The 23365-nt window shown below is 37.7% G+C and carries 19 protein-coding genes; 17 read left to right on the plus strand and 2 right to left on the minus strand.

Translation table 11 applies throughout. From position 1 onward, the window contains the following. Positions 1–53: 53 nt before the first annotated feature. The 4 genes from IGJ19_RS02855 to IGJ19_RS02870 all read left to right on the plus strand — a co-directional run bounded on the left by IGJ19_RS02855 (position 54) and on the right by IGJ19_RS02870 (position 7303). Positions 54–425, plus strand: coding sequence for a hypothetical protein (locus tag IGJ19_RS02855; protein WP_074801954.1), 372 nt, complete (start codon positions 54–56; stop codon positions 423–425). Positions 426–447: 22 nt separating this feature from the next. Then, on the plus strand, positions 448–1251 hold the full coding sequence (locus tag IGJ19_RS02860; protein WP_115357320.1) for a WxL domain-containing protein: 804 nt from the start codon (positions 448–450) through the stop codon (positions 1249–1251). Between the two features lie 75 nt (positions 1252–1326). After that, positions 1327–2412, plus strand: coding sequence for a DUF916 and DUF3324 domain-containing protein (locus IGJ19_RS02865; protein WP_430604395.1), 1086 nt, complete (start codon positions 1327–1329; stop codon positions 2410–2412). A 13-nt stretch (positions 2413–2425) separates the two neighbouring features. Then, entirely contained in the window at positions 2426–7303 is a 4878-nt protein-coding gene (locus IGJ19_RS02870; RefSeq protein WP_430604396.1) for a WxL domain-containing protein, read from the plus strand. A gap of 249 nt (positions 7304–7552) precedes the next feature. Here the strand turns inward: IGJ19_RS02870 and IGJ19_RS02875 are convergent, their stop codons facing one another. Next, positions 7553–9040 carry a helix-turn-helix domain-containing protein gene (locus IGJ19_RS02875; RefSeq protein WP_430604397.1) on the minus strand — a complete coding sequence of 496 codons (1488 nt, stop codon included), beginning with the start codon at positions 9038–9040 and terminating at the stop codon, positions 7553–7555. Positions 9041–10076: 1036 nt separating this feature from the next. Here IGJ19_RS02875 and IGJ19_RS02880 point away from each other — a divergent pair. The 9 genes from IGJ19_RS02880 to IGJ19_RS02920 all read left to right on the plus strand — a co-directional run bounded on the left by IGJ19_RS02880 (position 10077) and on the right by IGJ19_RS02920 (position 17828). Further along, the gene (locus tag IGJ19_RS02880; protein WP_019724361.1) at positions 10077–10460 is read left to right on the plus strand and encodes a DUF7006 family protein; all 384 of its coding nucleotides are present in this window, start codon (positions 10077–10079) and stop codon (positions 10458–10460) included. 533 nt (positions 10461–10993) lie between these two features. Next, a complete protein-coding gene (locus tag IGJ19_RS02885) occupies positions 10994–11620 on the plus strand; it encodes a pentapeptide repeat-containing protein (protein ID WP_430604398.1) in 627 nt (208 codons plus the stop codon). 130 nt (positions 11621–11750) lie between these two features. Further along, positions 11751–12110 carry an MmcQ/YjbR family DNA-binding protein gene (locus IGJ19_RS02890; RefSeq protein ID WP_161643426.1) on the plus strand — a complete coding sequence of 120 codons (360 nt, stop codon included), beginning with the start codon at positions 11751–11753 and terminating at the stop codon, positions 12108–12110. 238 nt (positions 12111–12348) lie between these two features. Beyond that, positions 12349–12579: a hypothetical protein gene (locus tag IGJ19_RS02895; protein WP_430604399.1), complete on the plus strand. Its 231-nt coding sequence runs from the start codon at positions 12349–12351 to the stop codon at positions 12577–12579. Between the two features lie 62 nt (positions 12580–12641). Continuing rightward, positions 12642–13895: an efflux RND transporter periplasmic adaptor subunit gene (locus IGJ19_RS02900; RefSeq protein WP_430604400.1), complete on the plus strand. Its 1254-nt coding sequence runs from the start codon at positions 12642–12644 to the stop codon at positions 13893–13895. Continuing rightward, on the plus strand, positions 13882–14565 hold the full coding sequence (locus IGJ19_RS02905) for an ABC transporter ATP-binding protein (protein ID WP_108145365.1): 684 nt from the start codon (positions 13882–13884) through the stop codon (positions 14563–14565). Before IGJ19_RS02900 ends, IGJ19_RS02905 begins: the two co-directional genes overlap by 14 nt. A 6-nt stretch (positions 14566–14571) precedes the next feature. Next, positions 14572–15804, plus strand: a complete 1233-nt coding sequence (locus IGJ19_RS02910) for an ABC transporter permease (protein ID WP_430604401.1) — start codon at positions 14572–14574, stop codon at positions 15802–15804. A gap of 12 nt (positions 15805–15816) precedes the next feature. Beyond that, a complete protein-coding gene (locus IGJ19_RS02915; RefSeq protein ID WP_086334357.1) occupies positions 15817–16473 on the plus strand; it encodes a response regulator transcription factor in 657 nt (218 codons plus the stop codon). Then, positions 16470–17828 (plus strand): HAMP domain-containing sensor histidine kinase, encoded by a 1359-nt coding sequence (locus tag IGJ19_RS02920; RefSeq protein WP_077151558.1) that lies wholly within the window; start codon positions 16470–16472, stop codon positions 17826–17828. Before IGJ19_RS02915 ends, IGJ19_RS02920 begins: the two co-directional genes overlap by 4 nt. Positions 17829–18165: 337 nt before the next feature. Here IGJ19_RS02920 and IGJ19_RS02925 read toward each other — a convergent pair whose 3' ends face one another. Then, positions 18166–19536: an amino acid permease gene (locus tag IGJ19_RS02925; RefSeq protein WP_086334358.1), complete on the minus strand. Its 1371-nt coding sequence runs from the start codon at positions 19534–19536 to the stop codon at positions 18166–18168. A 241-nt stretch (positions 19537–19777) separates the two neighbouring features. On the opposite strand from IGJ19_RS02925, the gene IGJ19_RS02930 reads away from it, so the two are divergent. The 4 genes from IGJ19_RS02930 (at position 19778) to IGJ19_RS02945 (ending at position 23365) form a co-directional block, all read left to right on the plus strand. Further along, positions 19778–20524: a metal ABC transporter ATP-binding protein gene (locus IGJ19_RS02930; RefSeq protein ID WP_430604402.1), complete on the plus strand. Its 747-nt coding sequence runs from the start codon at positions 19778–19780 to the stop codon at positions 20522–20524. After that, positions 20521–21378 (plus strand): metal ABC transporter permease, encoded by an 858-nt coding sequence (locus tag IGJ19_RS02935; protein WP_023519177.1) that lies wholly within the window; start codon positions 20521–20523, stop codon positions 21376–21378. Before IGJ19_RS02930 ends, IGJ19_RS02935 begins: the two co-directional genes overlap by 4 nt. 31 nt (positions 21379–21409) lie before the next feature. After that, on the plus strand, positions 21410–22345 hold the full coding sequence (locus tag IGJ19_RS02940; RefSeq protein ID WP_065095716.1) for a metal ABC transporter substrate-binding protein: 936 nt from the start codon (positions 21410–21412) through the stop codon (positions 22343–22345). A 273-nt stretch (positions 22346–22618) separates the two neighbouring features. Continuing rightward, on the plus strand, positions 22619–23365 hold the full coding sequence (locus IGJ19_RS02945) for a hypothetical protein (RefSeq protein WP_010736215.1): 747 nt from the start codon (positions 22619–22621) through the stop codon (positions 23363–23365).

Below are 23365 nucleotides of genomic sequence, written 5' to 3' on the forward strand. Positions count from 1 at the left end.
TTATTTAGAAGAAAATAAATGTAGTTATCTAGAATAGGAGGAATGAAATAAATGTGAAAAAGAAGCCTTGGTATTTGTTATGGACCATTTTATTGTTTCTTGGGATGTTTTATCAACCAGTTCAAATCTTTGCGGCAGAAGGCTCCTCTGTAGAAACGAATAAGAATGTAGGGTTTTACGGAGAAATCGATTATGAAGGGGACCCTAAACCACAACCACCTTCTGAAGAGCAGGCGCAACCCTCAGATAGAGACGAATATGTACAGGTGAATGGACAATTACCAAAATTAAATCAAGTGATACCAAGTTACGGGTTGCTGGGTCTACTAATTCTTTTATGGGTCATTCGAACTTGGTTAAAACGAAGAGATAAGAAAATAAACGAGCAAGTCGCACTATCAAGTAGATGTTTTACAAAAAAATAAAACAAATAGGGAGAACGAATAAATGAAAGCATTAAAACTAGTATCAATGTCAGTGTTATTAGCAAGTCTAGCAACAGGAAGTATGGTTGTTCATGCAGACGATACAGATCAGGATGGAACACTAAAAACGAATGGACAGATTCAATATCGTGAAGCGGACGAGGAGAACGGTGAAACAATTGATCCAAACCCAGGACCAGAAGAAGTCATCGTACCTCCTACTCAAGAAGGTGCTTTCGCAATTGCATACGTTGGCGATTATGATTTTGGTTCACGTCAAAATTCAGCATTAGATCAATCTTATCCAGCTGCGGCTTGGTGGTTTGACATCGATGAAGAATCAACTGACTTTCCTAATCCTGATATGAATAGCCCATGGGTCAATGAAGCGACAAATCAAGCAGCCCGTGCACAATTTGCTCAAGTACGTGACTTACGTGAAGACCTAACAGGTTGGAATCTGGCATTGAAACAAGAAGCACAATTTACGAATGGGGAAAGAAGCTTAAATGGTGCTCAAGTCACGTTTGCAAATGGGACAGCTCAAAATACAAGTGACGAATTACCAACGATAAATTCAGGTTTCACGTTGATTCCGGAAAATAGCCGCGTGATCATGACTGCCGGAAGTAACATAGGCTATGGACTAAGTACTGCCATGTGGGGAGATAAAGCCAACTTAGTGCAAGACAGTGAAGTAGATGGAGGATTGGCTAATCCTTCTGTACAATTAAATGTACCTGGCACAACACGTACAGATGCTAATTCCAAATATACGACTAATTTATTATGGACATTGTCTGCAACACCGGCAAATATCAATTAACTAGCTAGAGATTTGAAAGGTTGATAAAAAACAACGATGCAGTCAGCATCGTTGTTTTTTAGAAAGGAGATAACTATGCCTTTATTGAACAAGTTTACAGCATCTTTTCTGGTTATGCTTTATGTAATGATCGGGTTTGTTGGTTTTTCTCAAGAGGTATTTGCCAATGGTGAACTAAATTTTAGTGTTCGCACCATTACGCCTGAAAGTCAATTTGGGGATGATAAAGGCTACTTTGATGTGGAATTGCAACCAGGAGAAACAGAAGAACTCACATTAGTGGTGAAAAATGTTAGAAATATCCCGATCGATCTCTCGATCACAGCTCATACTGCCTACACAAATATCAATGGTGTGGTTGAATATGGCGGAGAAACGGATCAGCCCGATCCTACATTAAAAGTGGAGATGAAGGACTTACTGGATGTCGAAGATGAACCCATTCGTTTAGAAGCAGGAGAGGAAAAACGGATCGTAACAACCCTCACTATGCCTCAGGATGAGGTAGAAGGATTATTAGCCGGTGGCTTACAACTAAGCGAAGTGGCGCAAGAAGAAGAGGAAGAGGATTCTGAGGATAAAGGAATGCAGATCATCAATTCTTTTTCTTATGTAATTGGTGTCGTAGCGAGTAATGATCGTACACAAACGATTGTTCCAGAATTGGCGCTTTTAGATGTATTTGCGGATCAAATCAATTATAGAAATGCCTTTAGTGCGACGATCCAGAATTTCTTACCTACTTTTGTGAATGAACTAAGTGTGGAAGCCTCGGTACGTAGAGAAGGATCTGATACGATTTTATATCGAGCATCAGAGGAGATGATGCAAATGGCACCTAACTCCAATTTTAATTTTCCAATCTCACTCAATGGTGAACGTTTTAGAAGTGGGACATATGTACTGAATATGACAGCTCGCTCTGGCGAACATGAATGGTCTTGGGAAGAAACTTTTGATGTGACAGCAGACGAAGCAAGACGCTTGAACCAATCAGATGTTTCCGTTAAAGATACCAACTGGTGGTTGATTGCAGCAATCGTTCTAATCGTGATCATTATTAGTGTACTCGCCTATACGACATACAAAAATAAGAAAAAAGCAAAACTAATGCAAGAAAAATACATGGATACCCTTTCAGAAAATAAAACAGATGACTAGAGGAGGAGGACCAATGCGTCAAAAAGTATGTAAAATGATGACTAAAATAAGTATTTCAATCTTTGCACTATATACTTTGGGTATACCTTTCCTCGCTGTTGCGGAGACAATCGATCAAGGGAGTCAACCTTTAAACACGCTAAATAGTAATAGTCAACCGACAAAATCATCTGAAGTGAAGGATACCCAGTCGTTGACACCCGCTTTTTCTTTTGAGCAAGCGGTAATAAAGGGAACTGAAAAGACGGTAACTGCCCTTTCGTTTATAAGTACAGAAGAAGTGGATAACGTGGCAATCAAACTTCCGTCAACTGCTGAGATCATTGAAGATGAATTGTCCTCAGGGATGAGTAGCAGTTATGATGAAACGTTCGACCAGTGGCTCTTATCATCAGAAACACCGAAAAAGGAATTTACCGTACCTGTGATGTTTGCAGAAGCAGGAACCTATTCAGTAACTGTAGGAGAAGTGGCAACTGTTAAAGTAGAAATCACGAAGGCTGAGCCGAACCATTCTTCAGGAGAAGAAAAGTCAGAAAACGACGAACCAAAGGAAGAAAGAAATCGCTCGGAAGAGAAACAGGACGAAGAAAATGTCTTTCAAGGAGCAACGGTACCGGTTTCGACTCGTGCAGAATTTTTAAGTGCACTCGCCAATCCAGAGGTTTCTATCATCAATTTGGAACGTTCGATCGATATAGGCTCAGTTATCAGTCCAGAAAACTTGGACATTGATCGTTCACTAAAAATCAATGGGCAAATGAATACTTTGAATATCGGCACCGGACAAGTGCGTTTATTGACGACTACTGAGAGCAAAACTTTAAGAATTGAAAATACTTTTCTTAATAAAACAGATACCAATCCCTTTGTTATCGGGCAATCGTCTGGTGAAAATTGGACCCTTCAAATGGAAGATGTTTCAAGAGACAGCTCATCGATCAATTATTTTAGAGTAGCTGATATCTCAAGCGCAGTGGTACGAATAACTGGCGGTGAGTTAACCATAGATAATAGGATCAATCTACCAGGCGCGCTGTTTACGACAAAAGAATTTATCGTAGAAAATCAGGCAGTCGTGAAGCTGGGGAATACTCAAAATTCTGCGTTGGCATTTACGAGAGCGAATGCTAAACTGACCGTCGCAGACGGAGCAGAACTGTTTATTACGAACAGTGGAACAACTGCTTTGCAAAATTCCGTCTATTTTACGGGGAGCAATGCGACAGTTTCTGTTAAAAACAACGGTAACTTACAAATCCAAGCGGATGGTGCAGCATCTACTTCGTCAGACGCTACAAGTAGGAATGCGCTCTCGATGACAGGGAATCAGTCGAGCATTGAGCTGGAAAATGGAAGGTTAAATGCGACAACTACAGGTGGACAGGCAATTATCATGACAGGGGAAAACCCAACAATTGATGTGGCATCAGGTAGTCAATGGCAAAGTCAATCGAATACAGCGCATTCCATCAACCTTACAGGTGCAAATGGCGCATTCAACATAGCTAAATCAACGGCGGTAATCCAATCGACTACAGGAAATAGTCTAGTCATGTCTGGAAACGATGCAACTTTTGAAGTAAATGACTCAAGTAATGTAACGATCAACTCTAGTACAGGCAATCGGCTGACAATGACTGGTACAACGCCGACAATGACGATCAATGACAGTGATTTGAAGATGACTGCGACAACTGGGGCAGGTATTCGATTGTTGAATCAAGAAGCGATGTTAACTGTTGATAATAGTGCTGTTGCTATTACAAATACAGGGAACCGAACCGAGGATATCAATCAACTCGGCACCACCACATTAGGTAAAAATTCTACGTTACGTATGCAAAATGGTGCAACGCTAGACGTACAAGGTGCGTTAGTATCTACCGCAGGTGCGAATAGTTTGATTGGACTTTACGGGGAAGAGTCAAAAGCGACTCTTTCAGAAAATGCTCAACTGAATCTGACAGTCAACAGTGGAACAGGCAATGGCATATATTTACAAGGAAAGAAAGCGGGTATTACATTTGCAGATTCTAAAGCTGACATACAGACAGTGACAGGAAGAGCGGTGGAACTATCTGGGGCTGAGCCATCTGTCCATTTAGATAGAAGTGACTTGACAACGAAATCAACAAGTACCGGTGGAGCTGTTCTTCTGACAGGTGAAACTAGTTTATTTACCCTAGATAACCAAAGTAATATGAGTGTAGAAAATGAAGGCGGAGCAATTGCTAATGTCTCTCTTCAAGGAAATCAAGCAAAAATGGTTGTTGACAACCAATCACAACTATCCGTCGCAGTTCCAAGTACTAATTCAGCTGACACTGTCATAACGAATAATAGTATCTATTTAAAGGGAAATGCTCCTACCATGGAAATTACTCGAGGAGCTAGCGTGGATGTATTGGTCCGCTCGGGTACGAAGAGAGGGATTCGCTTAGACGGTGCGAATGCTGTTTTATCACTTAATCAAGGCGGAAAGTTAACTGCGGAAACGCAAGCAGCGACAGCGATACAATTGAATGGTGATTATGTCAAACTCCTCGCAGAGAATAAAGAGACAAGTATCAATGCGAAAAGTAACTATATCGCAACCACTGTAAATGGTGTATCCACTGTGAAGTTAGGCGAAGAAGAAACAGAAAAAATTGGGCGTGAGCCAATTGTAGGAGCATCCGATTCAGCAAATATCACACTTTGGGCGAACTCATCCTCTGCATTAGTATTACAAGGAATCAATGGACAGTTCAATGTAAATAGCAAGGCGACATTAAAGTTAGATTCAGGTCCTTCTGGACAACTTGAAGCAAATAATGCGAATGCTACTTTAAGATTTTTACGTTCCGGTCCAAATAATACAGGAACGACGCACGGTGGCTATCAATTCAATATCAATGGTGGAGATATGACCGTGACTAAGCGAAAAGGTAACGCAGGGGGTGCAGCGCAAATGGCGCCAGCAATCCGGATGTGGGGCAGTAATAATCAAGTGACTGTTAGTAATGCGGGGCGATTGTTAGTAGTCAATGAGGGGACTGGTATTGCTCACGATGGGAATACAGGTGGTGGAAACCAAGGAATCCATTATACTGCGGGATCAAATAATGGGTTTTCTGTCAATGATCCGGGTTCAGAAGTAAGAATCTATGCGAATGATGGTCCCGCATTGGATATGAGTGATGCGACAGTGGCCGGTGGAAATACCGTCGGTGGAAATGGTGAGATCAGAGTGAGTAATTTAGGTTATTTTGAAGCTTCCGGTCGTACGGCAAGCGCAAATGCAGGTATTTTTCGTGGTCGTTCAACTACTGTGAATTTCGATAATCCGCTATTTATGGACTATCGGAATAATCGTGTAGGTGGCGGGAATATTTTTAGTAATATTGCGAGCTCCACTTTAACTGCTACTGCAAGTGATTTTGCTGTTTGGAAAGATGGTACAGACTTAGATGCCGATCCCTATCTTCACTCGAACAATATGGATTATACTTTCTCTGGCACTAACTTTTCTACGCTCACTTCAATGGAACCAGCAGAACGTTTCGATTTTGATGCATTTGGTTCATCGGGTTTAACTTCTTATTCTCGACTCAGCTCAAACAATGCACGTTGGGCAATTGTAAATGAATTGAGAGTACCGACGAATGCGGATAAAAAAATCCACGGGTTGATCCGTATGCCAGTTGGTCTCCATGACAGCCGCCCCGCGTGGCAAGATGAAGTGAAGGTAACTGTGGAAATCGAAAGAGATGGGGCAGTGATCCAGACATACGAAACCTTGACACATGGTCACACAGCGGAAAAACCAGGTATTAGTATCTATGATGAAGAGCCACAAGGCGGCGTTTTTGAAATCGAACTTGACGAATATTTACAACCAGGCGATCTTGTACGTATCACAGATGTTGAGGTTTTAGCAGGTGAAATGGAAGGCGATTTTGAAAATGTGTATGAAGTGGAAGATGTCACCGTATTTCCTATCATACCACCTTCACCTGCGACTTTTTCCAATCATTTAGTTCCGGCAAATGCGCGGGTTATTTCAGGTCATTCCGACGATCCTGAGGTAGAGGTTACGGCGACTCATAATGGAGAAACAATCGATCCTACCCTCATTACCATAGATGATAAAGGGGATATCAGGATTGCTGTTGAGAAATTAAACTTAGCAGTAGATGATGTCATCCAAGTCTTCTTAAGAGATCGCCAAGGTTCTGCTAGTGAAGCTGGTGTCATGAATCCACCAGAGACGAATAATCACGTAGGAAACATCAATCCGAAAACGCCATTAGCATTTCGGGATGCAACGTTTGTTCCTGCTACCACATTGATTGTCGGTGGTATGGTCGATGGAGAGCTAACGATCGATCAAGCAAGTAATTGGGACTTTGGGACCCAACCGCTTACGACTAAAACACAAACGTACCATGCACTACCGAGTCAGATAGGCGGTACGGAGCAGGGAACTTCCAGACCGAATTTTGTTCAGGTGACAGATGAGCGACCGGTATCAGAAATAAGTGGCTGGAGTTTGTTCATCAAACAAGAAGAACAATTTTCTAATCAAAAAACAGGTGAATTGAAAGGTGCCCAACTTAGTTGGAAAAATGGACAAGCCATTTCAAGCACTGGAGAAATCGGCAATGAAGATAATTTAGGTATCATCCACACGAGTGGGATCTTGATTCCTAATAATAATAGTATCCAATTGATCGATGCCAATCTATTCATAGAGAAGCAAACATGGTTTTATAATTTTGGGGATGATTCGAATAAAGAGAGCAGTATCTTTCTAAATGTGCCGAATACAGCAAATGCAAAAGCAACAAACTATACGACGCACATCAATTACTCGTTTCAAGCCACTCCTAAAAATCGAATAGAATGAACCAGTCAGTGGTGATTAAAATCGACTGGAAATGAAAAAAACATAAAAAGGAATTCAATTGATCGGTACATTAAGGTCAATTGAATTCCTTTTTTAGATGTAAGATGTGGCAAGTGATGATTATAAGTATAAATATAAATGCACTGAAAGAGTCGTCGGAAGACCATCTACTCCGAGTCGGTGGAATTGTATTTACTTGTTTGGATCACCACATTATGCAGTAGAAAAAATGAATAACTGTAAGTTTTACTAATGTTGCGTTCTAAATTTTTGTAATAATTGAGGATCAATTTTATTTAGTAATTTTTTCCAATCTGAGGCATCAGGTACTGTTTTTAATAAAAGACATTCTAGACCTAACGTAGAAAATGTCAAGTATTCATTGTAATTCGTGACTAAGAGATCGATCTCATGATTTTCAATATAAGAGGCGCATAGCTCATTTGGACGAAGAAAGTAGATATTTTGAAATCCCCCTAAATATTTTCGAACTAAGGCTTCGAGATGTTGACTGATATACTCGTTTCCTTCAAAAATAAATGCGATATTCGTAGGGTTTTTCCAATATTTTTCTTTGATTGACTCAGTGAATATCGTTAAACTAGCACAGATATCGTCCAAATGATCATCAGAGAACAAATGATGGAAGGAGGGATTTTTTTCTAAAAAAGCTCGATTTTTTTTATATTCATTGCTAAACAAGGTTTTGGCATACTCATTGGTATCTTGGATATTTTTATTTCCACTTTTAGACAATAGACTACGTAGCTTGATGGACGTGAAAAAAGATTCTAATAAGATTAACTCGTGTGCTTGTGTGTGCGTATTTCTCTTGATCATTTGATAATAGCCGCTTGTAAGCGCTATTATTCTAGGCCATCGATTATACCTTTCACAAAAATATTTTTCCTGTTTCGGATTTTCGATACCTCTACGGCATAAAACAGAACTAAAAATAAAAATGGCTTCTTCTTGTGTTAGGTCAATATTAAAATAATCTTTCACAATCGAATAGGCAGGTGAAAGTCGGTGAAACTCTGGATCATTAAGGACAATATCTTTTAATTCAGGGTCGAGTTCCACCATACAACCACATAATATCCGTTCAATAGAGAGGTATAATAAATAACTAAAATAACCAAATGAAGAAACTTTTTGATTAGGACGCTCCAATAGGTTAACAATTTTAATCACTACTTCTTGCGTCGCAATTGATGGGAAAACCGTGTGGGGTGTAATATCTGATTCATAATAGAAAGCAAAATAAAAATTTCGAATATCGGCTTCTGATCCGACCAAATTGACGGGATTTAGCTCAAGGGTGATATTGAATTCTTTTACTTGATCTGCAATTTTTTTAACGTACGTGATCATCGTGCTCTCAGAGATATGAAAATAATCTGCCCAATCATAAATAGACTGAAGTTCGTTGAAAAAAATTTGTTCAAGAATAATAAAGAGTGGTTCATCTTCGAGAATCGCTCTTTTTTTTTCTAGGTAGGTTTCTGAAGAATGGATGTTTAAAGAATAACCTTGTTTCGAGGATTGGATATCCGCGACGTTCTCGAAATATTCTCTCAAATAATTGATGTCGTTGACTAATGTCCTGGCTGTACTGTTTGTCATGCCAATCAGTTGGGCTGTCGTACAGATTCCAGTAGACTCTAACTCTTTCAAGATTTGGAACCAACGTAATTTTACTTTATCTGTTATAAAATTTAATTGAAAATTTTTCAATAGAACTTTTACCTCCTATCTAAATCTTTCTAGGGAATAGAAAATAGAACATAGGCTTGTATCCATTGCGAAAGTTAAAGATATATTTTTGGAATTTTCCAATTTCTTATTTGTTAACAAGTGAGATAGAAATTCAAAAAAAGTTAGAATATTTTCAGATGTATGTTTTTAATAAAAGAGTAAAGGAGAATTGCTTTTATCATAGTATTCATTTAGTTAGGAACTCATTAGATCTAAGTTTCTTACATGTTGAATATGAGAGTAATGTTCAAATTGAGTAGTGGACATTCATATAAATTAAAAGTAACTTATGTTATCTTTTGAGTGAAAGGTTAACGTTTTTTATTTGCTTATTGGAGCGTTCGATTTTACATGGTTATTTTAATCAGTATCAAATGGTCGTTGGTTTCACTTCTATGATCAGTTTTTGATAGTGGTTCAAAGTGTTCAGTAGATAAACGAGCTACAAATACCATTAATTACCGGATATTCGTCCTTTCTATTATTTTTAGCGATCCACTTTTGCACTAGCGTAAGGTAAAAAAACAAATCGCTTTCAGATTGATAATTAATATTACCTAATAACTATATTAAAATAACTTAATGACAACAATCTATAAATTTCAGAAAACTATGAAATTATTCAATTGAAGTATTATTTGAATACTGTAAAATTGCATGAAGAAGTTAGAAATTAGGAGTGTTATTAGTTCAATTTGTTTGTTAATTATTGAGACGAAGAGGCTTGTTCTTAAGGTAGTCTCACATAAACAATTTCAAGTAATAGGGAAAACTGATTTGGATCTAGTAAGATGTTCTCTGCATTAAATGTTATTATGGAACACATAAAATATAGAATCTGTTACTTTCATTAATGAGTAAATATAAAAATAATCTGTGAAGAAAGATATATTTTTTTGTAATTATTTTCTTGAGTGAAGTATCAAAATGTAAGCGTAATTAAATTTAGTGAGTCTGACAAATAAATCTTAAAAGAAACATTAATGTGGTTTTTAATGTTTTAAGGAGGGAGCGAATGGAAACGAAAAGAATTGAAACGCCTGAAGAATACTTGGCCTATTATGATCAGAGAGTAATCAATCATTCTTTTATCAGTAAACATCCAGAAATGTTTGAATTTTATCTTGATTTACGAACAAAATTCCTAATGACTTATCAGCAAACAGATGCCACTCTTTTTCTGAAATTAGCAATATTATTAGATATTGATGCACAGCTACAGATCCTATTAGAATTGATCAAAAGTACAAACAAAAGTTTATGTGAAGAATTAGGGATGACAGAATCAGAAATCATTTCAATGATCGCCAAAGATAAAAAATGTTTTTACAGAGAACTAACAGGTCTTGACATGAACCACTCAGTACCTTGGCAGTTGATTTATCTTAGTGAATCTTGAGGGAGCTTGATTGCTCTCAGTAAGGTAGAAAAAATTCAACGAACTAGTCGCAGGTAAAAAAACAAAGGTCGGGACAAGAGAAGTTATCTCTATCCCGACCTCATATACATATAAAAATTAAGAGATTATTTCCGGTTCTTGATCATATCATACACGTCATAAGCTACAAATCCCATTGCAAGCAAATAAAGTGCCCAAGTAAAGATCGAATTTGTGATGAATTGGTAGTATAAATTTAAACTACAAAGGGTGTATAATGCCAAGCGTAGGAATGTGAATGGTTTGGAATGATAATTAGTCAAAATATAAGCCTCCAGAAAGATAGATATTGTATTTTATCAATAAGTTACTCTTTAACTATAGTGTACGGTGAAAGCTATTTCATTGTCAAATTCCTACAGGGGTCAAAGCCAATTCGCTCGCAAGAAGATACGAGTAAAAGCAAGTTTATCTATGAAATAAATCACGTCATCTTTTCTTTATTCTGTTATGATAAGGATAGTAAAGCAAACAGATAAAAAGGAGCTGAATGTATGGCAAAGAAAATTGCTTCTCCAGAGCTGCCCGAATTAGTTGAGGGAAACTTTTATTTAGAGGATGAAACAACCTTTTCAGGTATTATTTCTGAAGGGGAAGACCAAAGCTATCTTAGTTCTCGCAATATCGTATTGAAAAATAGCCATATCAAAAAATTAGCGATGCAAAAATCTCGTTTAGAGCGGTTTGAATGTAGCGATGTCATTTTTGAGAAGTGTGATTTCTCAAATTTAGAATGGTTTGGCGCAAGCTTTCATCGTGTGCATTTCAAGCAATGCAAATTGACCGGAACCAATTTCTCAGACAGCTTCTTGCGTGATTGTGTTTTCGAAGAGTGTGTAGCTAATTTGTCTTCTTTTAGCTACACGAATATGAAGTTTGTCAGGTTTAGCGACAATCAATTGAAAAATACTGATTTTTTTGAGAGCAATTGGAAAGATCTAGTAGTAGAAAACAATGACCTTTCAGGCTCAAATTGGGTCAATACGCCACTGAAAGGATTAGATGTTACAACGAATACTTTTTCTCAAATCAATCTATCTATGGAGCTACTTCGAGGACTGATCGTCAATCAAGAACAAGCGATCATTATTGCGGCGGGTTTGGGGTTGGTGATTGAGTAGATAAAACAGAACGAACAATGTTAAGAAATTAGTCAATCTGATCGAATACATCCTAGAATCAACCTAGAGCATAGTTAAATTGTTTCATGACCACTCAGTTTAGTTTATTGGCAGAAAGGAGAACTTACCGATGGATTTGACAGAAAAACTTGTCGATTTTGCTGCTACCTTGGAAGCCGTCCAAATGGATCATCCGTTTGGAAAATTTCCAGATTATATCGTGTTCCGCCATCAATCAACAGGTAAATGGTTTGGTTTGATCGTATCTGTTGAAAAAGACAAATTAGGTATAGAAGGCGAAGGTCAAGTTCCCCTCGTCAATGTCAAAGCAGATCCAGAAATCATCTCCATCCTGAAAAAGAGTAAAGGCTATTATCCTGCTTATCATATGAATAAAAACCATTGGATAAGTGTAGCTTTGAATGGTGCAGTCGCAGAAAAGCAACTCTTTTATCTGCTGAAAGAGAGTTATGATTTAACAAATGGTTAATAAAAAATCAAAATAATAGCAGAATATCTCAATTTAGCCAAAAGCAATCCAACGATCACTTGGATTGTTTTTTTTTTTTTTTTTTGAAATTTAAGCGCTATCTTTTTGTTCAAAAAAAATTACCAAAAAAATTACACAAAAAACAGATTAGCTTTAGAAAGAGAATAGGTCTGTTATGTATGATAGTAAATATAACAAGAGAAACATAACTAAAACAAATAGAAGAGGATGGTTTTTTATGATGAAAAAAGGAAGAAAGTATAAAGGTTATCTGGTATTAGTATGTTCTATCGGTCTTTTAGCAGCATGCAGCTCAGAGACCAAAGATAAGAGTGAATCAGAGATGCCAAAGGTGAAAAGCGAAAGAAAAGTGACTGTTGATGGAAAAGAAGGGACAGAACAAGTTATGGATGATGGAACAGTTGTTCAAATGTTTGAAGAAGAAATATCGAAACAAAGCGAAGATTAAGCATTGGATCAAATGTGATAAGGGTACTTTTTTATGACTAATCTGAATGAAGGAGTAGGTACATGAAGCCTAAAAAAAGAAAAAAATTCAACCGAAAATGGTATTTGCCAGTAGCAGTCATCACCGTTTTACTAGTGGTTGGTGCAATCAGTATAGTTGCTTCTAGTGGGAAAACAAAAGAAGAAAATTCAGAAACAAATATTGAAGCTCGGTCTGTCAAATCCCTTATTGATGAGGTGAAAGCGGCGAATTTGATTTTAGCAGGAAAAGTCATGCCAAACAATAGCAACAAAATCAAAATTGATCCAGAACGAGGAACAGTGAAAGATATTCTGGTAAATGAAGGAGATGTCGTAGAAAAAGGGCAACCTTTGTTTACATACCAAACGGATCAACAGAGAAAAGTTGTGGAAGCTGAAATGGACGTAGAAATCAAAGTGAGAGCAGTAGAACAAGCACGAGTGACTGCAAATCAAAAATGGACAGCACATAACCAAAAAGTAGCAGAGCTTGGAAAAGCAAGACAGGATTATGCAAAAGAAAAATCGGAAGAGTTACAAAGTACGATCAAAGCATTAGAAGGAGAAATCACAGGTCTACATGCAGAAGCTATTGCTGGCGACAATGAAGTGAAGAATGCCGAAACCGAATTAAGAAAGGCGCAATTATTTCTGGAAAACGAAAAAGAACGGCTGAGTGAAGATACCGTCACAGCTGATCACCCAGGAAGAATCAAATCATTGAATCGTGACTTAATCAATCAATCAAAAGAGCGTCAAAAAGAAGAAAACTTTATGGAGATACTTGATGATTCGAACTTATACGTTGATGGTCAAGTCACCGAGTTTGATCGTGAAAAAGTCGCTGTCGATCAGCGAGTAGAAATCATGGATCGTAAAGACCAAGCGAACACTTGGCAAGGAAACATTGTACAAGTAGCGAACTTAACGAATGATGCAAAACAAGAGGACCAAAAAGAAGAGAATCCTAATTTATCTAAGTTTCCTTATAAAGTTAAGATCGATCCAAAAGAAGAAATGCCACTGATTGGTTCCAATGTGTATGTCAATGTTTTACCGAAAGATTTTGTGCCAGGAAAAGTGATCATCAACCAAAGATACCTCATGGAAAAAGATGGAAAATATTATGTATGGAAAGTAGAAAATGATCGGATCAAAGAGCATGAAGTAAAGGTAAATCCGATGGATAATGAACTCGCAGAAATAATCGAAGGATTGACTGTTGAAGATCAGCTTGCTTTGCCTCAAACAGGAATGGTCGAGGGAATGGAGGTTGGTGCAAGTGTTGACGCTTAACAACATTCAGAAGTCATATTGGCAAGGCGGGAAAGAACTAAAAGTCCTTAAAGATATCTCTTTGCAAATCAATGAAGGAGAACTGGTCGCAATCATGGGGCCATCGGGGTCAGGAAAGTCGACGTTGATGAATATCATTGGTTGTCTGGATACAGCTACATCAGGGGATTATATCGTTGAAGGAACGGATGTCAAAACGTTAGCGGACAATTCATTAGCTGATTTTCGTAATGCAAAAATCGGCTTTGTTTTCCAGAATTTCAATCTCATGCCAAAATTAACCGTTTCGCAAAATGTGGAAATGCCATTAACGTATAAAAAAGTCAATAAAAAAGAGCGGCGTAAGCGTGCTTTGAATATGTTGCAATTAGTAGGGTTAGAAGATCGAAGTGACTTCAAACCGATGGAATTATCAGGAGGACAAAAGCAACGTGTCGCAATTGCGAGAGCTTTAGTGACTAACCCTAGTTTTGTTTTAGGGGATGAGCCAACAGGGGCACTTGATACAAAAACCAGTAGCCAAATCATGGACCTTTTTAAGGAATTCCACCAAGCAGGAAAAACAATTATTCTAATTACCCATGAGCCAGAAATCGCAGCGTTATGTCAGCGAACGATCACTTTACGAGATGGTCAAATAATCAGCGACGAACAAAATGAAGTGAGGTGATCGAGAATGGAAGAAATCAGATTTGCCTTACAATCGATTTTTGCTCATAAGATGCGTTCGGTATTGACTATGCTAGGTGTCATCATTGGAATTGCTGCCATTATTTCGATTTTCAGCATCATCGGCGGAAACACCGAAAAAATGAAACGAGAAATGATTGGTGGTAACAATAATACGATGAATATCCAATATGACAGAAAAATTGCTTTCCAACAGAACACTATGTCAGATGGAATCTTATCTGGAAAGGAAGAGAAAAAACCGTTATATTTTCCATTCTTAGACGAGGCGGTACTGAAGAAAATCAATGAAATTCCAGAAATCTTAGCAAGTGGCTTGTCCTATCAAAAAGATGGGAAAATCTACAGGAAAGCAAAAGGAACCGACGCCAAAGTTTCTGCTGTTACTTCATCTGTGGCCGATTTGGAGCAATTAAATTTCATCAAAGGGGAAGGATTTGCTTCTCAAGCTTTCAAAGAGCAACAACAAGCCATTTTTCTGGAAGATTCCTTGTATGACGAATTATTTCCAAATGAAGAAGGGATCGGACAGTTTGTCGAAGTGAATGGGGTACCATTCAAAGTTCAAGGTGTATTTAAATTAGATCCCAATAGTAGTAATCTATTTAGCTTTGAGAAAAGAGCTTACGTTCCTTTGCAGCAAGCGCATAAACTATCTGATGAGTTGGATATTGTACCACTTGTCACGATCCAAACAAATAATACCGATCAATTACAAGGCGCTGCAGAAAAAGCTGCAGAGATCCTCAATCAACAGATCCCACCATCTGATTATGAGTATGGGGTGATGAATCTGAAAGAATTTGCCAGAGAATTGGAACGAATGAACCAGTCAAGTTTTATTCTTTTGTCTGGTATAGCAAGTATCTCGTTATTAGTTGGTGGAATCGGTGTGATGAATATCATGTTGGTCTCTGTCACGGAAAGAACGAAAGAAATCGGAATAAAGAAAGCACTCGGCGCAAGAAGAAAAGTAATTTTAAAACAATTTTTAGTAGAAGCGGTCGTCCTGACTTTGATTGGTGGGGTACTAGGTGTGCTTATTGGTTTGTTAAGTGGCTATGCCATTACGCAATCACTGGATTATCCTTATATCGTATCCGTGATTTCCATTGTCGGTAGCTTAGTGTTTTGTTCCCTGATGGGTGTGATATTTGGTCTATTACCGGCGATGAAAGCATCGAAATTAAACCCTATCGAGGCATTACGCTTTGAATAAGGAGAGAGCTATATGGAAAGAATTTTAGTTGTTGAAGATGAATATATGATCAATCAGATCGTGACGGAATTTTTAAAAGAACGCAAGTATGAAGTTTATTCGGTAAGAAGTGGCGAACAAGCATTGGAAGCTTTTGCTGATCAAACATTTGACTTGATCCTATTAGACATTATGTTGCCTGGGATAAGGGGGACGGATGTTTTAAAGAAAATTCGGGAAACGTCGGATGTGCCGATCATCATGCTGACTGCCTTGGATGATGAATATACGCAGTTGCTCAGTTTTTCCCATTTGATCAGTGACTATGTCGTCAAACCTTTTTCCCCACTTATTTTGATCAAACGGATCGAAAATGTGTTTCGGATGAATCAAGGAAATCCCCACATCACTATTGGGGAGTACGCCATTGATCTCGATGGTGGTCTTGTAAAATACCAAGAGGAAGAAATCCATTTAACAAGAAAAGAGTATGATATTTTAGTGATTCTAATAAGAAACAAAGGGAAAATCATCACGCGAGAACAATTAGTGTATCAAGTTTGGTCGTATGAATATCATTTGGAAAATCGAATATTGGATAATCATATAAAAAATATCCGAAAGAAAATGCCACTTTTATCAATAAAAACGATCAAAAATAGAGGCTACCAGCTTGAGGACACCCCATGAGTATCATGCTGAAAAATTTTCTGTTTTCTGGGATCATCATTTTTCTAGTTTCGATTCTTTCGTTGATTGTCTTGTATTTTACGATGCCAGTCTACTATGAACGAATGAAGCTGAACGAAATAAACAAGGAATTCAATCAAGTGGCAAAGAGTATAGAGCACAAAGATTTAGCTACAATGCAAAACGCTGTTGATCAATACTGGCTTGAAAGAGAACAAAATCTTGATATCATGCTGTTGGATAATAATGGCCTAGTTCTTGGTCCTTTCTTTGACGGGAATCTTGACTATTCAGGCATCAGTCTTTTATCTGATGAAAAGAGAATTTTTCAAGAGATTACTGACAAACAAGGTAACACTTATTATTTATTTGGCATATACTCGATGCAACCAGTCGCAGAAGCAAGTCAAGTGTTACTTCATTTATATCCATTTATCATCATCGTCTCACTAATCATTGGGGGGATCGGCGCTTACTACTATAGTATTTATTCGACAAAAAAAATCAAAGAGATATCCAAAGTAACAGAAAAAATGATCGAATTAGATGCGGATATTCGTTGTGATGTCAAAGGTACGGATGAAATCTCACTTTTAGCGCAAGATATCAACCATCTATATGTTTCTTTGATCCAAACAATTGAAGTGTTAGAGCTTGAAGTAGCTAAAACGAAAGAATTGGAACAAGCAAAGTCAGAGTTTATGCAAATCGCTTCTCATGAATTGAAAACACCTGTTGCTTCATTGATGGGGCTGATTGATGGCATGATCTATAATGTCGGAAAATTTAAAGACAGAGAGCGATATTTAGAAGTTTGTAAAAATATTTTGCAAGAACAAACAGAAATGATCAATAATATCCTCTTTGCCTCAAGAAACAATTTGCCTTCAGATGATGTGGTCTATGAAGAAGTCTCAATCAAAGAAATGATCGAACATAAATTGACTTCTTTCCGGATACTTGCTGAAGCAGAACAGAAAAAACTAGTCGTTAATCTAAAAGGGGAGAAAATCATCGGTAATAAAAATGATATTGATAAAATTTTAGATAACCTACTAAGTAATGCCTTCAAATATACGAAGCATGAGGGAGAAATCAGTCTGTTTTTTGATGGTAAACAATTAGTGATTGAAAATGAAGTGAATCAGATACTTACGGAGGAGGAATTAAGTAAGATTTTCCAACCTTTTTATCGACCGGATTTTAGCAGAAGTCGAGATACTGGAGGTTCTGGTTTAGGATTGTTTATCGTACAACAACTTTTTGAAAAATATGGCTGGGAGTATTCATTCAAGTCAACTGCTAATTCCAGAATGTGCTTTTCTGTCATTTTTAGTGGAAGAAGCCTAAATTGATCGATGGTATCGCTAAAGGATAAACGGTCTGTCGCCACAAGATTTATTGGATATTTTTGTGATGTTAGCGAAGCTAATAGCCAAATTGCACAACTGCTATTTGCCAGGGACTTTTATTTTTTATTTTTACACACTCAACTGGAATGTACAAAACCACACTATACCATACCACTAAATAGTAAGAACAAAATGATCAAAAAACTCACAACGTACTAGAAACTCTTGTAGAAAATTTAGTCCCTGGTAAGTAGCAGTTGTGCAATCAGGTTGTGATAGATTGAAAGAAGTCAGGACTACGTTCGCGCAGTCCTGACTTCTTTTTGTATACTTTCTTCTACTATTCCTTGATTTTTCTTTCGCGTACAAAATAGTAACCCGTCATATAGATCAAGAAAATCAAACCGATCATCAATGAGATCCTTGTTTCGGGATTAATGAACATAAAGACTAATACCACTGCCAAAAAGGCTAATGACAGGTAATTGGTATATGGGGATAAGGGCATTTTAAATGGATGTTCAAGCATTTCTACCGGATGTTTTTTTCTGAATTTGATTTGACTGATCAAAATAACGATCCAAGGGACCATCCCTGGTAAGATACTGGAACTATAGACAAAAACAAATAAATCCTGTGATTGGGAGTAGACGAAGGGCAACAAATAATTCAAAATCAACCCAATCAAAATACCAAATGAGATGGCTACTACTGGGTAAAATGGCACTCCATGACGTGTAAGTTTCAAAAACTTTTTAGACATTTTGCCGTTGATGGCTAATGTGTAGACCATGCGACTGGCGCTGAAAATACCGGAATTACAACCAGATAACGCAGCTGTGATGACAACAAAATTGATCAAACCAGCAGCAAACGTGATCCCGATTTTAGAAAAAGTTTGAACAAACGGTGATCCTAGTTCGCTCAATTGATTCCAAGGATAGATGCTGACAATGATGAAGATCGCCCCAATATAAAAAATCAAGATCCGCCCGATCGTTGATTGGACAGCGTCTACAATCGTTTTTTGGGGATCTTTCGCTTCACCTGCAGTCATCCCGATCAACTCGATTCCTTGGTAAGAGGCAACGACGATCGATAGAGCAAAAAAGAATCCTTTCACGCCACCAGTAAAGAAACCACCATTTTTCCATAAGTTTGAAATCCCGATTGCTTCTCCTTGGTTACCGAATCCGAATAAAATGATGCCTAAACCGGCGATGATCATCAAAATAATTGTCACTACTTTAATAGTAGAAAACCAAAATTCTAATTCACCGAATGCTTTGACAGAAACAAGGTTGGCGAACATCAAGAAAAGGATCACAACGATTCCTGGAATGATCTGGGGCAAGTCTGGCCACCAATAGTTCATATATTCCCCTACAGCAATGACTTCACTGATACCGACCACGATAAACTGAAAAATATTGCTCCAAGCCGTCAAATAACCTGCGACGGGATGGATGTATTCACTTGCATAATTAGCGAAAGAACCGGTAGAAGGATCTAAATACAACATCTCGCCCAAGGCACGCATGATCAGGTACAAAAAGAAGCCTGCTACAGCATATGCCACCATTACAGAAGGTCCTGTCCAACGGATGGTGGATGAAGCACCCATGAACAGACCGACACCGATCGTTCCTCCTAGCGCAATCATTTGAATATGACGTGCACTGAGACTACGAGTTAATTTTTCTTCTTCCATACAAAAACTCCTTTTTTAAGTTGAGTGATAAAGTAAAAACAAGTTGATTCTATAACTAGCAAACATAAATAACGCCCATTACTTTATAGCTCTTGTTTGTGATTTTACAGAAAATTTTCAAAAATTGCGAGAAAAATCTAAAAAATCAAAAAAATTAGCTATAACACTTGTAAATGATTTTGATATTAGTTAAACTAAGTTTGAATAAAAAGTTAGGTACACCGAAAAGGAGTGGTAAGAGGTGTCTAAAAATGAAATATCCGTTAAAGATTTGACGGTTGCTTATCAAGGAAAAACAGTATTAAATCATGTATCAACAGTTATCCAAGCACAAAAATTTACAGGGATCATTGGACCGAATGGCGCTGGGAAATCTACTTTTATGAAAGCTTTATTAGAATTAGTTCCTAAAATTTCCGGAAAAATTACTTTCGACGGTCGATCCATAAAAACGATTCGCAAAAAAATTGCCTATGTCGAACAGCGTAGTGAGCTGGATCTTTCTTTTCCGATCGATGTATTAGGGGTAGTTTTGTTAGGAACCTATCCATCCTTGCACTTGGGACAACGTCCTGGGAAAAAAGAAAAGGAACGAGCAAAGCAAGCCTTAGCGAAAGTGGACATGACAGATTATGAAAATCGACAAATCAGTGAATTATCTGGAGGACAATTACAGCGGATATTTATTGCCCGAGCCTTGGCTCAAGGTGCAGAATGGATTTTTTTAGATGAACCATTTGTTGGGATCGATGCGGTCAGTGAAAGAAAAATTTTTGCTATTTTGGATGAACTGAAAAATGAAGGAAAAACTATTGTGATCGTCCATCATGATCTGCACAAAGTCGAAGCCTATTTTGATGAAGTAATTTTATTGAATAAAGAATTGATTGCAGCTGGATCAGTTGACGAAGTATTTACTTCAGAAAATCTACAGTTGGCTTATGGGGAGATCATTGGGCAATTAGTTAAAGGGGTAATGGAAAAATGATTCAATCGTTTATTGAGGGGTTAATGGATTATCAATTTCTACAATATGCATTGATTACATCTATGTTAGTTGGATTGGCTTCAGGGGTGATTGGCTCTTTTATTATTTTGAGAGGGATGTCTTTGATGGGGGATGCGATTTCTCACGCGGTACTGCCTGGAGTCGCGATTTCGTATATGTTTGGTTTTAGTTACATTCTAGGAGCCACTGCATTTGGGATGTTGACAGCTGGAATAATCGGATTTGTCACACAACGTAGCCGTTTGAAAAACGATACAGCTATTGGGATCGTTTTTAGTTCGTTCTTTGCATTAGGTGTCATCTTGATTTCTTTTGCTCAAAGTGCAACCAATCTGTACCATATCTTATTTGGAAATGTTTTAGCAGTTAGAGAAAGTGATATGTTGATGACTGCCATAGTGAGTGGGATCGTATTATTGTTTGTATTTATTTTTTATAAAGAACTGAAAATCACTTCTTTTGATCCGATGATGGCAAAAGCTTATGGGTTGAATACGACACTTGTTCACTATTTATTGATGTTCTTCTTAACACTGGTTGCCGTGGTGAGTTTACAGACAGTAGGAACGATTTTGGTCATTTCGATGTTGATCACACCCGCAGCAACCGCATATCTATTGACCGATCGATTGGCAAAAATGATTTTTATTTCGGCAACAGTTGGCGTATTAAGTGCGATCATCGGTGTGTTTTATAGTTATAGTTATAATTGGCCGTCTGGGGCGACCATCGTGTTGACCAGTGCAGTATTCTTTACGTTGGCCTTTTTATTTTCACCGACTAAAGGGATTATTTTTTCAAGAAACAAAACGAAAAAAAATGCCGAGTCGTAAAAAATCTAACGAATAGAAATGGAGTATGTACATGAAAAATAAACTGAATATCTTATGGTTAATGGGAGCTGTCTTATTTATTTTTGCAGGTTGTGGCAGTTCCGCAGCAGAAGAGAAAGAAGAAAACCTGACCGTCGTAGCAACAAATTCGATCATCGCCGACATGGCGAAAGAAGTTGGAAAAGAACACGTCGATGTTCATAGTATCGTCCCAGTTGGCACTGACCCACATGAATACGAGGTATTGCCAGAAGATATCAAAAAAGCAAGTGATGCTGATGTCATCTTATACAATGGGTTAAACTTGGAAACAGGGGATGCTTGGTTTGAAAACTTGATGGATACGGCAAATAAAAAAGAAGATGAAGACTATTTTGCAGTAAGTAAAGAAGTTGAACCACTTTATTTGACCGGTGGAGAATCAGAGACAGAAGCAGATCCACATGCGTGGTTGGACCTTTCAAACGGAATCAAATATGTACAAGAAATCGCACGCATCTTTGCTGAAAAAGACCCAGACCATGCTACGCAATATGAAGAAAATGCAGATGCGTATATCGAAAAATTGAAAGAATTAGATAAACAAGCGAAAGAGAGTTTTGGATCGATCCCAGACAATAAAAAACTATTAGTAACAAGTGAAGGAGCTTTTAGATACTTCTCACAAGCATACGATCTACCAGCAGGGTATATTTGGGAAATCAACACAGAAAGCCAAGGTACACCTGAACAAATGCAATCGATCATCAGCCAAGTTCGTGCTTCGGATGTTCCAGTCTTATTTGTGGAAACAAGTGTTGATCCGAGAAGTATGGAACGTGTCGCAAGTGAAACAGGTCTTGAAATCTATGATGAGCTATTCACTGATTCCATTGCAAAAGAAGGAGAAACTGGTGATTCTTATTATGGAATGATGAAATGGAACATCGAAACGATTCACGATGGTCTGTCTCAAGAAAAGAAATAATCACTAATCGATTTAATAATCTAAAAAGAGGCAAAAGTATGTAGCCTCGATAAATAAGGCGTCATCCACGAAAATTGTTCTTTAAATTTTTGTGGATGGCGCTTTGTTTTTGAAGAGAGTCCTTCTATTCCTTCCGTTTGCTCAGTTTTGGAGACGTGAGGACTAATGCTTCCGCAATTTATACAAATAAAAATTCGTTCGTTTATTGTTTTAAAGATACCAATTTTAGTGAAATTCCGTTATAGTTAAAAGAGAGGAAAGGAAGGTGAAGCTATGAATTTTACTAGCAAAGACAAACAATTGATTGCAAAAGAAATAACAAAAAAAATCAACCAATTAGAAAATAAGGAGAAAGATCAAGATCTCCTATTTCTTGAAGCAGAAATGGCGAAAGCGTTCATAGCGAGCCCAGAAGAATTGGAAACAGAGGAATACCCTGGGAAATGGTTATTTGATGATTTTCAGCCATTAGATGAAGAAACAGGCATTGGCTACTTTGTCTTTCTTTCATCCGTCGGTTTTACTCCTGGCGTATTAGTCAAACAAAAGAATGAACTAAAGGTTCAAGCATGGCCCGCATTGTTTTCTTTGATAGGGACAGAGGGTGTGATTCCAAAAATCCAATCCGCATTTTTCAAGAGTGCATTTATCGCAAATAGCAAACTAATGAACACGTATTATAATCGTTTAGTAGAAATTGCTCGTCCAGGAGAAATTCCACAAACGTTCACTTATGGGCAACAAAAAAATCTATACGAAGATGTTGTTTATTCACGGGATCTATCTGAGTTCTCAGCAAGAGAACAACTCCGTTTACATGAACTACTCCACACAAAACCTGTTTCGTTGAACTTTTTCAATGCATTAGACCAACGTCGAAAATGGGTATCTGTGAATTTCTGGGAAGTTTTTGCTGCTAGAAATCGTTGGATGGAAGAAAGAAAAATCCCAGATCAACAGATCCAATTCGTTCAATTGAAAAAAGAACGATTATATTACGGATTATATAGTCGTGTCTGA

The organism is Enterococcus sp. DIV1368b (assembly GCF_050529595.1).
In the GTDB taxonomy this organism is placed as follows: Bacteria; Bacillota; Bacilli; order Lactobacillales; family Enterococcaceae; genus Enterococcus_B; species Enterococcus_B mundtii.

What these genes read in the sequence shown, in the direction of transcription:
- IGJ19_RS02880 (WP_019724361.1), top strand. Translation starts at nt 10,077, where the DNA reads ATGGAAACGAAAAGAATTGAAACGCCTGAAGAATACTTGGCCTATTAT.
- IGJ19_RS02885 (WP_430604398.1), top strand. Translation starts at nt 10,994, where the DNA reads ATGGCAAAGAAAATTGCTTCTCCAGAGCTGCCCGAATTAGTTGAGGGA.
- IGJ19_RS02920 (WP_077151558.1), top strand. Translation starts at nt 16,470, where the DNA reads ATGAGTATCATGCTGAAAAATTTTCTGTTTTCTGGGATCATCATTTTT.
- IGJ19_RS02940 (WP_065095716.1), top strand. Translation starts at nt 21,410, where the DNA reads ATGAAAAATAAACTGAATATCTTATGGTTAATGGGAGCTGTCTTATTT.
- IGJ19_RS02865 (WP_430604395.1), top strand. Translation starts at nt 1,327, where the DNA reads ATGCCTTTATTGAACAAGTTTACAGCATCTTTTCTGGTTATGCTTTAT.
- IGJ19_RS02935 (WP_023519177.1), top strand. Translation starts at nt 20,521, where the DNA reads ATGATTCAATCGTTTATTGAGGGGTTAATGGATTATCAATTTCTACAA.
- IGJ19_RS02910 (WP_430604401.1), top strand. Translation starts at nt 14,572, where the DNA reads ATGGAAGAAATCAGATTTGCCTTACAATCGATTTTTGCTCATAAGATG.
- IGJ19_RS02915 (WP_086334357.1), top strand. Translation starts at nt 15,817, where the DNA reads ATGGAAAGAATTTTAGTTGTTGAAGATGAATATATGATCAATCAGATC.
- IGJ19_RS02860 (WP_115357320.1), top strand. Translation starts at nt 448, where the DNA reads ATGAAAGCATTAAAACTAGTATCAATGTCAGTGTTATTAGCAAGTCTA.
- IGJ19_RS02870 (WP_430604396.1), top strand. Translation starts at nt 2,426, where the DNA reads ATGCGTCAAAAAGTATGTAAAATGATGACTAAAATAAGTATTTCAATC.
- IGJ19_RS02925 (WP_086334358.1), bottom strand. Translation starts at nt 19,536, where the DNA reads ATGGAAGAAGAAAAATTAACTCGTAGTCTCAGTGCACGTCATATTCAA.
- IGJ19_RS02895 (WP_430604399.1), top strand. Translation starts at nt 12,349, where the DNA reads ATGATGAAAAAAGGAAGAAAGTATAAAGGTTATCTGGTATTAGTATGT.
- IGJ19_RS02945 (WP_010736215.1), top strand. Translation starts at nt 22,619, where the DNA reads ATGAATTTTACTAGCAAAGACAAACAATTGATTGCAAAAGAAATAACA.
- IGJ19_RS02890 (WP_161643426.1), top strand. Translation starts at nt 11,751, where the DNA reads ATGGATTTGACAGAAAAACTTGTCGATTTTGCTGCTACCTTGGAAGCC.
- IGJ19_RS02900 (WP_430604400.1), top strand. Translation starts at nt 12,642, where the DNA reads ATGAAGCCTAAAAAAAGAAAAAAATTCAACCGAAAATGGTATTTGCCA.